This window comes from Desulforegulaceae bacterium, from assembly GCA_034006035.1.
Taxonomy (GTDB): domain Bacteria; phylum Desulfobacterota; class Desulfobacteria; order Desulfobacterales; family JACKCP01; genus JACKCP01.
In genome coordinates this window covers 22373-37539 of sequence record JAVETN010000020.1, presented here as the reverse complement: position 1 = coordinate 37539, position 15167 = coordinate 22373, and the positions used below count along the sequence as shown (strand labels likewise).

At 33.1% G+C, this 15167-nt stretch carries 10 protein-coding genes; 3 read left to right on the top strand and 7 right to left on the bottom strand.

The annotated features are described in order from the left end of the window. Positions 1-200: 200 nt before the first annotated feature. The 4 genes from RBR53_11680 to RBR53_11665 all read right to left on the bottom strand — a co-directional run bounded on the left by RBR53_11680 (position 201) and on the right by RBR53_11665 (position 2984). Positions 201-725 carry a hypothetical protein gene (locus RBR53_11680; GenBank protein MDY0133311.1) on the bottom strand — a complete coding sequence of 175 codons (525 nt, stop codon included), beginning with the start codon at positions 723-725 and terminating at the stop codon, positions 201-203. Then, positions 722-1582: a hypothetical protein gene (locus tag RBR53_11675; protein MDY0133310.1), complete on the bottom strand. Its 861-nt coding sequence runs from the start codon at positions 1580-1582 to the stop codon at positions 722-724. Before RBR53_11675 ends, RBR53_11680 begins: the two co-directional genes overlap by 4 nt. Positions 1583-1621: 39 nt before the next feature. Further along, positions 1622-2389, bottom strand: coding sequence for a class I SAM-dependent methyltransferase (locus RBR53_11670; GenBank protein MDY0133309.1), 768 nt, complete (start codon positions 2387-2389; stop codon positions 1622-1624). Between the two features lie 100 nt (positions 2390-2489). Then, positions 2490-2984 carry a hypothetical protein gene (locus RBR53_11665; GenBank protein MDY0133308.1) on the bottom strand — a complete coding sequence of 165 codons (495 nt, stop codon included), beginning with the start codon at positions 2982-2984 and terminating at the stop codon, positions 2490-2492. Between the two features lie 382 nt (positions 2985-3366). Between RBR53_11665 and RBR53_11660 the strand changes: the two genes are divergently transcribed. Further along, positions 3367-4359, top strand: a complete 993-nt coding sequence (locus RBR53_11660; GenBank protein ID MDY0133307.1) for an integron integrase — start codon at positions 3367-3369, stop codon at positions 4357-4359. 51 nt (positions 4360-4410) lie between these two features. Here RBR53_11660 and RBR53_11655 read toward each other — a convergent pair whose 3' ends face one another. From RBR53_11655 to RBR53_11645, 3 genes are all read right to left on the bottom strand, one after another. Continuing rightward, positions 4411-4917, bottom strand: coding sequence for a HisA/HisF-related TIM barrel protein (locus RBR53_11655; GenBank protein MDY0133306.1), 507 nt, complete (start codon positions 4915-4917; stop codon positions 4411-4413). Between the two features lie 12 nt (positions 4918-4929). Further along, on the bottom strand, positions 4930-5166 hold the full coding sequence (locus RBR53_11650; GenBank protein MDY0133305.1) for a hypothetical protein: 237 nt from the start codon (positions 5164-5166) through the stop codon (positions 4930-4932). Positions 5167-5325: 159 nt separating this feature from the next. After that, complete coding sequence (locus RBR53_11645) at positions 5326-6123, bottom strand: 2-amino-3,7-dideoxy-D-threo-hept-6-ulosonate synthase (GenBank protein MDY0133304.1); 798 nt, start codon at positions 6121-6123, stop codon at positions 5326-5328. 730 nt (positions 6124-6853) lie between these two features. Between RBR53_11645 and RBR53_11640 the strand changes: the two genes are divergently transcribed. Further along, positions 6854-12502 (top strand): MG2 domain-containing protein, encoded by a 5649-nt coding sequence (locus RBR53_11640; protein ID MDY0133303.1) that lies wholly within the window; start codon positions 6854-6856, stop codon positions 12500-12502. Between the two features lie 18 nt (positions 12503-12520). Continuing rightward, entirely contained in the window at positions 12521-14812 is a 2292-nt protein-coding gene (gene pbpC / locus RBR53_11635) for a penicillin-binding protein 1C (protein ID MDY0133302.1), read from the top strand. Positions 14813-15167 lie beyond the last annotated feature (355 nt).

The window sequence follows — 15167 nt, the reverse complement described above, 5'->3', positions numbered from 1 at the left end:
TCATCCCCTCTCTCCTGATATCTGGTCTTTGTATATTTTCAGATTATCAGAAGTTTTCTTTGGGTGGGTCAATTTTCAGCTGCAATTTTGTGCTTTAGTGGGTCAATTTTAGGCTACCAAAACTAGTAAATCCTTTTTTTGAAACCCAACGTTGTAATCAGGGGCGCTGCTTTTTGCGTCCCCTGCATTGAATTGTTAACTTATTTTTGATTAAAGAATATAAAATATAATGTTGTAATATTTCTTATAGAAAGCAAAAGCACATGTAAAGTGCCGAAACATAAAATAGCTATTATGAATAAGGAATATTTGTCAAAATAAAGGAGTACTGTAAAAAACAAAGTCAATAACAACATAAACAGGCTTGATATTGCCGAATAAATAAGATTTAAAAACACGAAGCGGTAATTGCTTATTGGTTTACCGTGAATTTTTCTTTCACTTTCTTTTCCAAGAATTTCAATTTTAGAAATATCTGCTGTTGTAAAAATTGCAATTGCCGCCATAGTAAATCCAACCAAGATAGCGAACATATTTATTAAAATAGAGATTATTGATTTTATAAAGTCGCAATTAATAGTAATTCCAGGAATGTCATTAATTTTAAAATAGACGAGAATTGAAAATGCGAGAGGGACAAGCCACTCATAAACTATCTCTCTCTTCTTGATTGTGAAAATATAATCAATTATGGTAAAGCTAAAATCTGTATATAGAAACTTCATAAAATTTCCTCTACCAATTGTTTGATGGCTGGTAATATAGTTTGAGTCATCACTTGACCATTATCATCTAATTCGACCTTGATTGTGTCGTGGTCTTTAAGTCTGTTGGTATCTATTAATATTGTTGATTGGCTATAGGTTTTGCCGTAGACTCTAACCCTTGAAACCTCATCCTTCTTAGTATTTGAGAAAATATTATAAACAGCCTTTGCTGTTTTCTTCAATGATTTAGCTCTTTGAGCTTTAAAGGTAACAATTGCGTCCTCTTGTATATCTCCTTGGTCTATAGGTATTTTACTACCGAAGGAGTCACTTACTTGTATATATGGAGTATATATCTCAACTGATGAAACACGCTCCAATTCTTTAAGCTTTTCATTAAAATCTCCTGTGATTGAAAGACCTATGTTGAAAATATAATTTTGATTGATTTTCTTTAAATATGGTTCCAAATATGTTTGAAATGTATTTATTTGAACTCCATCTCTTTTGACTTCAAGCAGAAGTAGTATTTCATTATTTTTTACACCCATTGCAAAGTGTGTTTTTTCACCTTCACCCTCAGTCATTCTTTTAGGATTACTTCTCTCTGACAGATTTTCCTTGTCTATCAGATCCGGTCTATGATTATATTTTGCCGATTTGAAGTAACCCCATGCAAATTCGTTATTTTCTGTATATGAAAACAACAAATGAAAACGATTTAAACTGGGATTATCATAAACTCTTTTTTGATTTTTGAGCTTCATTATAGCACGAAAGCATTCTTGTAATTTAACAGCATCAACCACATTACCAGTTTTATTGTTTTCTATTTTGATGCTGTAATGAATAATTTTTCTTGTTGATATGCTCATTGAGCACTCCTGATAAATATTATTGACAAGTTAACGCCGCTAATCAGCCGCGCGGCTTTTTGCGTCGGCTGCATTAGCCTTGTTAGATGATTTTTTACCTCCAAATAAACCCAATTCAAATGTTTTGAAAAAGCAATCTACCTCTTGGAAACCTATGTCGCGAAGCCATTGGCATTGTATATCAACAGGTGCTGGAATATTCTCCTTTTTATCTTCATAGTATGCTTTTTCGATTTGATCCATCATTTCATTTTGATCGGGATTCGGGAGAGAACACCGAATATTTTCAAGGAAGAAGCTGTCAAAAATTTCACTTATGGCGAAAGTTTCAGAACGCACTTGGTCGAGGTTTAAAAAAATGCCACCTTCTTTAAGAAGATTGTAAATTTCAGTATACAAAGCCTTCTTACGATCATCAGGCTGATGATGTATGGCAAATCCCGATACAATGATATCAAAAGGTGTTTGAGCCTTAACAGCATTAATCCAGTCTGACGTTGCGAAATCGATCTGTCTGACCTTTGCCATTTTGCTATCACCAATTTTTTTACGCACTTTTTCAAGCATTGGTTCAGAAAAATCTGCAAAAACAGTATGCGCCGCAGGGTACTTCGTAAGTAACATGCGCCCAAGAATTCCATCACCACAGCCCAAATCCAAAATTGTGGAAGGACAAGGGCTCCACACGCTTATTAGCTTGATGATTATTTCCAACTGAAGGTTTGCACCGGGTATAGCCCCGCGTACGCCTTCAGAAAAGGTTTCTGATAGTTCCTTTGTTAGCCATTTACTATGGTGTTCATTCATTCTGTATCTCTCTCATCTAACGCTTGCAGCATGCGCGCCCTTGGAATGAAGCCGAAGGCGCAATGGAAAGGGCGTCGCCGTGCCTGCACTGGTTATGAGATTAGCCGATTACTGGCACGCCTACGATGTAGGGCGCGAGTCCATTTTCGTGTCTTTTCATAAAATGGTCATAGTTCTTCTGAAAACTGGCGTGGCCTCCCATGGTTTTGAGCCAATCCTGAACTCCCGAAACGATGTCGCTACAGAATATTTTCAGATCGATATTGTATGCGTCGTTTAGAGTATTTCGATGTAAGGTCATATTTGACCCTGGTTCCAGAAAGATAATCCGTGAGTAACCGAGGTTGTTATGGTTGGCCCGCCCCTGATGCAAGATCCCACAACGATATGCGTAGCATTGTTCGCCAGTTAGCTGGCCATCGTATTTGTGGGAGACCCACTTATTGAACCATGCTTTGTACCTGTTCCCATTTGCCACACCGTTGTGTGATTCCAATGCCCCGCAAATGTCCGGCAGCGCGAGGGCTACATACAGGCCCAAAAGGTACGTGCCGTTTTCTATAGAATGTTCAATTTGACTGAGAAGTTCTTCCATATTCCCTGCTCATAACAGTGTTTATATATGGAAAAAATCCACTTATAACGCTTATATAATAGAATTTTTTCCAGTTTATCAAATATTTAAGTGGAAAAAACTGAAAATAAAGATAAAATAATTCCACTTTTCAAAAAAAGATATTTAAAGTAAATTGTAAATAACAAAACCATTATTTAAAAAACTTGTCAATTAATTAAAGATTTAATTTTTAATATCCTGAAATTAAAGAATATTTTGAATAAAAATTGATTTATTACATTATTTTATAAAAAGTAAATTTCCATTATATTTTATATTTATAGGTATTTATGGAAAAATTGATTTATTTCCCAAATAAAAAAATATTCTTTGAATAAATTCAATATCCAAAGGCAGCCTCATGAAAATCAATCAAACAATAAAGTTCAAACCAAATCCTGATTTGAAATTAATGGACCAGGTTAAAGAGGTTTTAAGGTATCATCACTATGCATACCGCACAGAGCAGACATATTGTGCCTGGATAGTAAGATATATAAAATTTCACGGGTCAAAAAAACATCCTTCATTAATGGGGAAAAAAGAGCTTGATTCTTTTTTGAGCTATCTTGCTGTTGAAGAAAAGGTTTCGGCCTCAACCCAGAAACAGGCTCTTAATGCTCTTGTTTTTTTATATAGAAATGTTCTTGATATAAATATTGAAGGAATGATTGAACCTGTAAGGGCAAAACAAAGAAAACATTTTCCTGTTGTAATGACAAAAAATGAAATTAAAAAACTTTTTATGCATATGTCAGGAACACATCTTTTGATGGCAAGGCTAATGTATGGAAGCGGGCTTAGGCTTATGGAATGTGTAAGACTTAGAATTCAGGATATTGATTTTGAAAATAAGCAGATTTATGTAAGGGCCGGGAAAGGAAATAAAGACAGGATAACTGTTTTGCCAATGTCTTTAAAAGATGAGCTTCAAATTCATGTAAACCGGGTGAAAGAACTTCATGATGAAGATCTGGAAAACGGATTTGGAGAAGTGTATCTTCCAGGCGCACTGGGAAAGAAATATCCAAAAGCTGCAAAAGAATTTGGATGGCAGTATGTTTTTCCTTCAAAAAAACACAGTAAAGATCCCTATACAAATATTGTAAGAAGGCACCATGTAATGGAATCGGGATTGCAGAAAGCACTAAAAAGAGCTGTAACAAATGCTAAAATTTATAAAAAGGCAACATGCCATACCCTAAGGCATTCTTTTGCAACTCATATGCTTGAAAATGGTGTAAATATAAGGGTTCTGCAGGAACTTATGGGCCACTCCGATGTTAAAACCACAGAAGTTTATACCCATGTAATGCAAAAAGATATTAACAGCGTGAAAAGTCCTCTGGATTAAAATGACAGGAAAGATAGTTTTTTTAAATTATGCTGTATCTGTTATTTTTTTCTATCTGTATTTTTCAGCAAGTTCTTGATATTTAAGCCCTGTTCCCCCAAAAATATCAAGGGCACTTCCAACAGTAAAATCAATCAGCCCTTTTCCCATAACTTTTATTTGTTCAATATGTTCTTCTGAACTTATTCCGCCTGCATAGGTAACAGTAATTTTAGATGATTTTGCAAGAAGCTTTACAAGTTCTGTTTCAATTCCGCTGCATTTTCCTTCAACATCAACAGCATGAATAAGATACTCAAAACAGTATTTTGAAAGGTAATCAAGAAGTTTATTTGTAACTTTTTCATTTGTAAAATTCTGCCATCTATTTGTAACTATATAATAATAACCATCTTTTTTTCTGCAGCTTAAGTCAAGAACAAGGCGGTTTTTTCCAACTAATTTTGAAAGCTTTTCAAGTCTTTTTTCATCAATTACTCCGTCATGGAAAACATAGGAAGTGACAATAAGAGCCTGAGCTCCGTTATCAAGCCAAAAAAAGGCATTGTCAGTGTTTATTCCCCCGCCTACCTACATTCCTTTTGGCCATGCTGAAAGGTTTTTTGCGGCGTCTTCATTTCCTTTTCCAAGCTGAATTATGTGGCCGCCTGTAAGATTGTCTTTTTTGTATAAATCTGCAAACCATTCAGGAGGTTTTTTTGATACAAAATTGGTTTCAAGTTTTTGGCTGGGATTATCTGAAAGTGAAGAGCCTACAATTTGTTTTACAACACCGTCGTGGAGATCAATACATGGCCTGAATTTCATTATATTTTTCCTGTTTAGATTGCTTTGATTCAAAAGGCCGGGTTTTTTTTGTAAAAAGCCAGCCTTTTGAAAAAAAGGAACTACCATCTAAGTCTTATGTTTTCAAGTTTTTTGACTTATGCTGAAACTATAATTTTTTAATCGAACTAAAACTAAAGTTTAGTTTTTCAAAAATTTCATTGCTTTTTCAACATTAATTCCTTCATGTACAACACCGTGAAGAGCCCTTACAAGTTTGGCTGGATTGTCGTCCTGGAAAATATTTCTTCCAACAGAAATTCCGGCTCCTCCTGCCTGAATTGAATCATAGACCATCTGAACTATTTCAAGATGGCTACCCATTTTGGGGCCTCCTGCAATTACAACAGGAATATAACAGCCTTCAACTACTTGGGCAAAGGTTTCCGGTGAACCTGTATAGGCAACTTTTACAACGTCAGCACCAAGTTCTTCTGCAACTCTTGCACAATGTTTTACGGCTTCAACATCATATTCATCTTTAATTTTTGGGCCTCTGGCATACATCATTGCAAGAACAGGCATTCCCCAGGTTCCTGCTATCGAGCATATTTCTCCTAGCTGCTTTAACATTTCCCTTTCAGTTTCGTCTCCAAGGTTTATGTGAACAGAAACTGCATCAGCACCAAGCCTTAATGCATCTTCAACTGTTCCCACAAGGGTTTTGGCATTTGGATGAAGAGAAAGGGAAGTACTTGCAGATAAATGAATTATAAGTCCTATATCTCTTCCTGCTCCCCTGTGGGTTCGTCTTGGAAGTCCTTTGTGCATTAATACTGCATTGGCTCCGCCTTCTGCCACTTTGTCCACAGAACCTTTTAAATCAACAACTCCGTAAATTGGGCCAACACTTACCCCATGATCCATTGGAACAATAATTGTTTTTCTAGTGTTTCTGTTGAAAATTCTTTCAAGTCTTACAGCTTTACCAAGTAGCATTTTTACTCCTTTGTGTATGGCTGCAGGTTTTGTCCGGCAATTTTTTTTGAAGTCAGGAAAGGAAATTTGATCAAAAAAAAGGCCGCCGGCATTCCCGCCTGCGGCCTTTTAAATGGTTAATTTTTTTAAGATTAAACCACTAACACCTCAGGCGGGCAAATAAAATATTTGAAGAAATAAAAAAAGAAATAACCTGATGTGTTAACTAGTGTAGTTTTCATAAGAATACCTGGTAACAAAACAATGACTGAAAGTCAATAATTTAAAGTCTTGGTTTTTGTTTTTTTCTATTTAATAAATGAGTGCACAAAGTTTTATGATTAAGATTTTAAAAAGATTTGATAAATTACAATTGGTAATGTTTATAAAAATGTTGAAAACTAAATCTTTATTTTCAGTATCTTAGGGTTGTTTTTAACATTGTTAACTTGTTTTTTTATCAATATTTATACAAAGAAAATGGGAAAATAAAATTTTTATATTTTTGAGGCCATATTTCTATTCCAAAAAGAGCTGTGGACAGGAAAAAGGTCTTTGAAGACAATGAAAATCACTAGTATTATAAATTCTACTTCTTGATAATTAAAAAGAAGTGGTTTAAATATTGTAAGGTAAATATTTTCAATTATAAGCTGAGAAAAAAATCAGTTTGTCGAGGTGGCAGTTTAAACTGAATAACTATTATTTTAAGTTCCTATCAAAGTATCCTTTAAAAGCAGGGTGAATGATTATGAAAAAAATACTTAATTCAATTTTTAAATTTATAGTTTTTTTTATTGGAAAACCAGGCTGGACACCACCTCCCTGGTTTTATTCATTGAAAAATTTAAAATCTGAAAAACCAGGCCTTTCCAAGGCATTTACTTTTATTGTTTCTTTTGTTGTTGTAATAAGTCTTGCTGGTTGTGTTTATCTTACCAAGAAAAAATCAGACTACCTTTCTCCACAGGTTATTCCACCTGATATAAATCTGATTGAAAAGCCCGGCAAAGTTGAAATAAGTTTTTCTAAGGAAGGATCTAATGAATTTTTTTCTGTTGCAGATATTAACTTTTCAGATAAAAAAATAGAATCAGGAATTAAAATAAGCCCTTCAATAAATGGTTTTTTTGAGTTTAAAGGGGATAATCTCATTGTATTTAATCCCAGTGAAAACTGGAAAGCTGATACTGAATATAAAATAAGTTTTAATAAAAGTATTTTTTTAAAAAATCTTTTGATTAAAGATTATTATATAAAGTTTAAAACTCCGGAATTTAAAGCTGACACATCTTCATCAAAATTTTATACAGACCCAAAAAATAAAAAAATTCATAAGGGAATTTTTGCAGTTTCTTTTAATTATCCGGTTTTTAAAGATTCTGATTTAAGCCAAAAAATAAAACTTGAAATCAATAAAAAGCCCATAAATTATGACCTTGAATTTGATGAAAAAGCTAAAACTCTTTTTATTCATTCCAAGCCCGTTGAAATTAAAGAAAATACTCAATACCTTGATTTGTTTATTGAAAAGGGAATAAAAACTTCCCATGGGGAGGCTTCAACAAAAAATTCTGTTGAATCAAGAATTGCAATTCCTTCAATGGAAAACTTTTTTAAAGTTGAAAATATAAGCTCACAAATTGTAAATAATGAAAAAAATGAGCCGGTTCAGACAATTGTTCTTATGTTTACTGCTGAAGTTTTGCAAAAAGAACTTGAAAAAAAGGTGAAAATCTGGCTTTTGCCCAGAAAAAAGAACAACACAAGATGGAATTCTCCCGGAGAAATTTCAGATTCTCTTCTTGAAACAGCTCAAAAAGTTAATTTCAGTTTTGCTCCCAATGAAAGAGAATCCTCCAGATCCTTTGGTATCAAGCTTGATCTTGAGGAGAGAAGAGATATTTACATTGAAATTGAGCGGGGGCTCAAGTCAGATTCTGGATATTATTTCTCCAAGGGATTCAGCGATGTTTTAAGCACTCCAGATTATCCTAAAGAGATTGAAATTATTGGAAGTGGCGGTCTTTTATCTCTTTCAGGGGACAAGACCATCTCATTTAAATCCAGGGGAGTTAAAGGAATCAAAGTAGTAATTTACAGACTTCTTGAAAATCAGCTTCAGCATCTTATAACCCAGGCAGGCGGAGATATTTCAAGGCTTGATTTTTCACATTATTATTTAAATAAAGAAAATCTTGGTGAAAGATTTGAAAAAATAATTCCTTTAAATCCAAAACATCCAAAAATTGCCTCATATTCAAGTCTTAATCTTTCTGAGTTTTTAAATCAGGACGGAAAAAAACCCGGCTATTTTTTTATTGAAGCAAATAGTTATGATCCATATGAAAACAGATATGATTACTACAATGTAAATGACAGACGCTGCATTCTTTTAACAGATCTTCTCATTCTTTTAAAAACTAATTATGATGGTGCAATAAATGTTTTTGTCCATTCTCTGTCAAAAGAATCTCCAGTAAATATGGCAAAGGTTTCAGTGCTTGGTAAAAACGGAATTTCAGTTCTTGATTCATATACAGATGAATACGGCTATGTTTTTATTCAATCTTTAAATGATTTTACAAATGAAAAGCAACCTGTGGCAATCACAGTTAAATCAGGAAATGATATATCTTTTATTAAGTTAGGTGATCCAGCCAGGACTTTGAACCATTCTTCCTTTGATACAGGAGGTGTAAGAAGCAGGTATGCAAATCCTGACAGAATTAATGCTTTTCTTTTTTCAGATAGGGGGATTTACAGGCCTGGAGAAGAGTTTAACCTTGGTGCTATTGTAAGACATAAAGGATTTGAAATTCCCCGGGGAATTCCTGTTGAATACAGTATTTATGATTCAAGGGGAAATGAAAGACTTAAAAAAAGAATTAAAGTATCAGATTCTGGCTTTTTTGATATTTCATTTAAAACAGAACAAACAGATCCAACAGGTAGATGGACTATTGAGCTTTATCTGGTTTCAGACAAAGGCTATAGAGAATCAACCCTTGGTTTAGAAACTGTAAAAATTGAAACATTTGAACCTGACAGACTGAAAATATCTTCAAAACTTTCAAAATCAGATAAAGGCTGGCTTATTCCGGAAAATTTAAAAACAGAAGTAACTCTTTTAAATCTTTTTGGAACCCCTGCCCAGAATAACAAGGTAACAGCTGATTTCAAGCTTGTTCCTTCAAGTTTTACCTTTGATGAGTATAAAAATTATTCATTTACAGATCCTTTTTATTCTTCTGACAGGGTTTTAAAAACAATTTCAAGAAGTCTTGGATCAAAAAATACAGATATTGATGGAAAAACCTTTTTTGATCTTGATTTTGACTCCTTTGATAAAGGAACTTACAGGCTTTTTCTAAATATAAAAGGTTTTGAAAAAGGAGATGCAAAAAGTGTTGATGCTTCAAACAGAGCTTTTATATGCCCAATGGATTATCTTGTAGGATATAAGACTTCTTCAAATCTTTCTTATTTAAGAAAAAATTCCAAAAATCATCTGGATTTTATTGCAATTAATAATGAACTTGAAAAAATTTCCAAAGAAAATCTTGTTTTAAAATTTAAAAAAGCAAAGGAAATTCAGGCTCTTGTTCAAAAACCTGATAAAACATATGAATATAAAATTGTAAAAAAAGAGGAAGTTAAAAAAGAAGAAAATTTTTCAATTTCTGAAAAAGGGTCTAAAATCCAGCTTTTTACAGAAGAACCAGGAGACTATGTTTATGAAATTTTTGACAATGGAAAGCTTTTATCAAGAATAGAATACTTTGTTGCCGGAGCTTTAAACGAAGCTGGAAAAATTGAAAAAACTGCTGTGGTGGATGTAAAACTTTCCAAAAAAGATTATAAGCCCGGTGAATTTCTTGAAGCAGAAATTATAACTCCGTACCGGGGATTTGGACTATTAACCATTGAATCGGAAAGAGTGTATGTCCATAAATGGTTTAAAGCTACAAGCTCAAGAACAATTCAGGTAATGGAGATCCCTTCAAGTATTGAGGGAAACGCATATTTTTCAGTTTCAATGGCTAGAGCCTTTGATGATCCTTCAATTTTTGAATCTCCTTCAACCTATTTTGTAAAACCTTTTTATATAGAAAAATCTAAAAGAGTATTAAACCCTTTGATTGAAGTAGCTGAAAATATAAAGCCAGGGGATGAACTTGAAATTTTTTATTCAACGGATAAAAAGGCCAAAACTGCTATTTTTATAGCAGATGAAGGAATTTTACAGGCAGGAGACTACAATTATCCCCTGCCTTTGGATCATTTTTTGAAAAAAAGAGCTCTTGAAGTAGATACTGCTCAAATTGCAGATCTTGTTATTCCTGAATTTCGAATAATCAGGGAAAAACTAGGGATAGGCGGGGGAGCAAGATATGAAGAATCAGCAAAGCTTCTTGCTGCAAACTTAAATCCTTTTAAAAGAACAATAAACGATCCTGCAGTGAAATGGTTTGGAATTCTTGATTCGGATCAAAATAAAAAATCAGTAAAATGGAAGGTTCCAGATACTTTTAACGGGACATTGAAAGTAATGGCTGTAAGTGCTGAAAAATCATCCATGGGTTTTTCAAAAAAGCCTGTTCTTGCAAGAGCTCCTTTTGTTCTTTCTCCAACTTCTCCTCTTGCTGTTACATTCAAAGACAGTTTTAAAGTTACCTTAAATGTTTCAAATCTTCTTAAAGGTTCGGGAAAAAATTGTCCAATTACTGTAAAAATGGAAGCAGATGATAAATTAACAATTAAAGGTGAAACTTCAAAAATAATAAATATTGATGAAAACAGTGAAAAAACTGTGGAGTTTATTGTTGAGACAAAAAATGAGCCTGGAAATGCAAAACTGAAATTTTATGCAACTTCAGGAGATACAAGCTCAACAACTTCAGCGTCAATAAGCATAAGACCTTTTGTTCCCTATAAAACAACAATTGTTTCAGGGTTTTCAGGTTCAGGTAAAAAGAATATAAAAATTGACAGAAGTCTTATAAATGATTTTTCAAAGCAAACAGTTCTTGTTTCAAAATCTCCCCTTATTTTTGTAAAAGGGCTTTATACCTGGCTTGATAAATTTCCCCATGAATGCACAGAACAGCTTGTAAGCAAAGCTTTTCCAGCTTTAGTGTTTTCAAAGGCAGGTATTGATATAGATGCCTTTGAAAATGTTTCAAATGCCATTAAAGCTTTAAGGCAAAGACAGACTTCAAATGGAGGTTTTTCAATGTGGCCTGGAAGTAAAGAGCATGCTTTTTCTTCGCTTTACTCAATTCACTTTTTAATTGAAACAAAACAAAGTGGTTTTGATATTCCTGAAACTATTCTTCAAAGAAGTGTTTCTTATCTTGAAGAAAAGGCCTCTTCTGTAGAAGAAGGTGTTTTTGAAAAAAGAATAAAAAGTTACAGTGTTTATCTTTTAACAAGACTTGGCCATAGAACTTCAAACCATCTTCAGGATATGGAAGATAATTACGACAAAAAAGAAATAAAAAACGATATTGTTTCTGTTTTTGCAGCAGCTTCGCTTAAGCTTTTGAGAAGTGATTATGAAGCTGACAAAAAAATAGAAAGCTTTGATTTTGAACAATACAACCCTGAAGATGATTATTGGTTTAATCCAGCCAATGCTTATCCTTTTTATCTTTATATTTTGGGGAAACATTTTCCCTCAAATTTTGACAAAATTTTTAAATCAGGAATTGATAAGCTTTTAGAGCCTGTATACATCGGAAATTTTAATACAACTTCTTCAGCCCTTACAATTCTTGCTCTTTCATTTAATCTTGATGAAGAATCTTCAGATGAAACAACAGTTGAATTTATAGATTCAGATAAAAATAAAACAATGGAAACACTTGGGGCTTCAAAGATTCATGAACTTGAGTTTTCAACAGGAATAAAATCTATTTCAATTAATTCAAAAACTCCTTTTTACTATCTTGTTTCCCAAAGTGGTTATGATGATATTGAAGAAGTTAAACCTGTGAGTAATAAAGTTGAGGTGATAAGAGAATATTTTGACTTTGAAGGAAACAAGCTTGAAAATCCAAAAAGAGGCAAGGACTATGAAGCAGTGATAAAAATAAGATCTCTTACAGGAAAAATGGAGCCAAATATTGCTGTTATAGATTTGTTTCCCGGAGGATTTTATCCGGATCTTGAAAGTCTAAGAAAAAATTCAGGAATTAAAAAAGCAGAATATATTGATGTCAGAGAAGACAGGGCTGTATTTTATCTGACTGCTGCTCCTCAGATTATGACATTTAAGTATAAATTCAGAGCAGGGTTTGAAGGAGATTTTACAATCCCTTCCATTCAGGCAGAATCATTGTATGATGTAAACCTTAATTCTTTGACAAAAATGGGCAAAGTTTCTGTTAATCCCTAAATTGATCTTGGGTTTATTTTGAAAAAAATTCTTCTTTGTCAGTTTTTTCTTTTAATAATTTTGTCCTGGGTCTGGATAAGAATTCCAGATCCAGGACTTTACCCCTTAAAAACATGGTCAAAAGCATATAAAGATAAATCAGGAAAGCTTTTAAGGCTTACACTTTCAGATGATGACAAGTACAGGCTTTTTACAGATATAGAAAAAATTCCCCAAAATCTTGAAAAAGCAGTTTTAGCTTATGAAGATAAATATTTTTATTATCATCCCGGGTTTAATCCTTTCTCGATTTTAAGAGCTTTTTCAGATACTTATATTTTTAAAAAAAGAATGGTCGGAGGATCAACACTGACCATGCAGGTTGCAAGATTAAGGTTTAAAATTGATTCAAGGTCTGTGAAAGGAAAATTTACCCAGATTTTAAAAGCAATTCAGCTTGAAAGGCATTATTCTAAAAAAGAAATTTTAGAAGCATATTTTAATCTTGCCCCATATGGGGGAAATATTGAAGGAGTTGGATCAGCTTCAGAAATTTTTTTTCATAAACCGGTTTCAGCTCTAAATTTTTATGAGGCGGTTTCCCTTGCTGTAATTCCCCAGAATCCTGCAAAGAGATATCCTAGTTCAAAATCAGGAGAAGCTGAGCTTGGAAAGGCAAAAAAAAGGCTTTGTGAAATCCTTGATAAAAAAACAGAGATTCCTCCCTTAAAATTTTATAAAATCAGTGAAATTCCATTTAAATCACCCCATTTTACAGATTTTCTTGAAAAAAAAGATCTATTTTACAAAAAGAACATATTAACAACTATTGATTTAAATCTTCAGGAAATTATTGAAAAAAGAATAACTTCCTATATTGAAAGAAAAAAGATTTTTGGAATAAGAAATGCCGCTTCTTTGCTTATTAATTTTAAAACAGGTGAATTAGAGGCAATGGTGGGTTCAGCCAATTATTTTGATGATTCAATTCAGGGTCAGGTGAATGGATGCACTTCAAAAAGATCTCCTGGTTCTGCTTTAAAGCCCTTTGTTTACGGCCTTGCCCTTGATCAGGGAATTATCCATTCCCATACCCTTTTAAAGGACTCTCCAACCTCATTTGGAGGGTTTACTCCTGAAAATTACGATAAAAAATTCGAAGGCCCTGTTTTTGCCATGGATGCTTTAAGAAAAAGCAGAAATCTTCCAGCAGTTTATCTTGCTTCAAAAATAAAAAATCCAGATCTCCATGATTTTTTATATTCTGCCAGGGTTGAAGATTTAAGAAATAAAAGTTTTTATGGACTTTCTCTTGTTTTAGGAGGAGGGGAAACAACTCTTTTAGAACTTGGATCTCTTTATAGCGTATTGGGGAATCTGGGCGAATTTAAAAGCTTGAAATTTATTAAAAATGAAAAATCAAATAAAACTAAAAAAAGATTATTATCCAGGGAAGCTTCTTTTATTATAAAAACTGAGCTTTCAAAAAATCCTCCTCCAAAAGGGTTTGAAAAATTCAAAACCAACCATACCAAAATTTCCTGGAAAACCGGAACTTCCTATGGATTCAGGGACGGAGTTGCAGCAGGAATTTTTGGAGATTATGTTTTGGTTGTCTGGGTTGGAAATTTTGATGGAGAGGGAAATCCTTCATTTACAGGAAGAAAAGGAGCCGGCCCTTTATTTTTTGATATAATAAACCAGTTGATAAATTATAAAAAACCAGAGGCTGATAGTAAAATTCCCTATGATCTCAATCTTAAAAAAGTTGATGTTTGTAATCTTTCTGGAAAATTTCCCGGAAAATACACTCCCCACACAACAAAAGCATGGTTTATCCCAAAAGTTTCTCCAATTGATGTTTCAGAACTTCATAGACCTGTTTTTATTGATAAAAAAACAGGTTTAAGGGATTGTAAGTTTTTACCTGAGAAAACAGAAATAAAAATTTATGAATTTTGGTCAGGAGAAATGAAAGCTCTTTTTGAAAAAGGCGGAATTTATATAAAAACCATTCCTCCTTTTAAAAAAGAATGTCTGGTTTCAAATTTTACAGATTCTGGAATTTCACCAAAAATAACCTCTCCAACTTCAGGGGTTGATTATATTATTTTAAAAAACAACCGCAAAATTCCCCTTAAAGCTTCAAGCGGGCCTGGAGTGGAAAATTTTTATTGGTTTTCAAATACAAATTATCTTGGAAAATCCAAACCTGAAAAAGTATTTATCTGGGAAGCAGATGAAGGAAGGCAAGTTATTTCAGTTTCTGATGATTTTGGGCGTTCTGACAGGATTAAAATTAATATTGTCTATAAAAATGTTGAAAATTAATTGTTTAAAATCAGATCTTTATCTTTGTTTTTAACAAATTTGACATTTTGTTTTAAAAAATAGATTTATTTAGTTTACTTATCATTTCCAGTTTCTTGCCTGGAAATCCAATTATAAAAATATCTTTTAATAATTAAGGTCATTTGAGGAGTTTAGAAATCAGTATAACCTGAATTGAGCGATTTTCAAGTTTGCCGCAGATAACGGCAAATTGAAAAGCCCTCAACCTAGGTATAAATAAAGACTGATTACATTCTTCTTTGCTAGTATGGCTGTGTTTTGTTTAAAACTTCAGTTGGTTTGACAAAAAGAACCTGAACTATGTTGATAAAAATGTTAATAACTAGTTGTCTAA

Bases quoted from the DNA above. Each gene is read 5' to 3' on its own strand.
- RBR53_11680 (MDY0133311.1), bottom strand. From the start codon at position 725: ATGAAGTTTCTATATACAGATTTTAGCTTTACCATAATTGATTATATT.
- RBR53_11675 (MDY0133310.1), bottom strand. From the start codon at position 1,582: ATGAGCATATCAACAAGAAAAATTATTCATTACAGCATCAAAATAGAA.
- RBR53_11670 (MDY0133309.1), bottom strand. From the start codon at position 2,389: ATGAATGAACACCATAGTAAATGGCTAACAAAGGAACTATCAGAAACC.
- RBR53_11665 (MDY0133308.1), bottom strand. From the start codon at position 2,984: ATGGAAGAACTTCTCAGTCAAATTGAACATTCTATAGAAAACGGCACG.
- RBR53_11660 (MDY0133307.1), top strand. From the start codon at position 3,367: ATGAAAATCAATCAAACAATAAAGTTCAAACCAAATCCTGATTTGAAA.
- RBR53_11650 (MDY0133305.1), bottom strand. From the start codon at position 5,166: ATGAAATTCAGGCCATGTATTGATCTCCACGACGGTGTTGTAAAACAA.
- RBR53_11645 (MDY0133304.1), bottom strand. From the start codon at position 6,123: ATGCTACTTGGTAAAGCTGTAAGACTTGAAAGAATTTTCAACAGAAAC.
- RBR53_11640 (MDY0133303.1), top strand. From the start codon at position 6,854: ATGAAAAAAATACTTAATTCAATTTTTAAATTTATAGTTTTTTTTATT.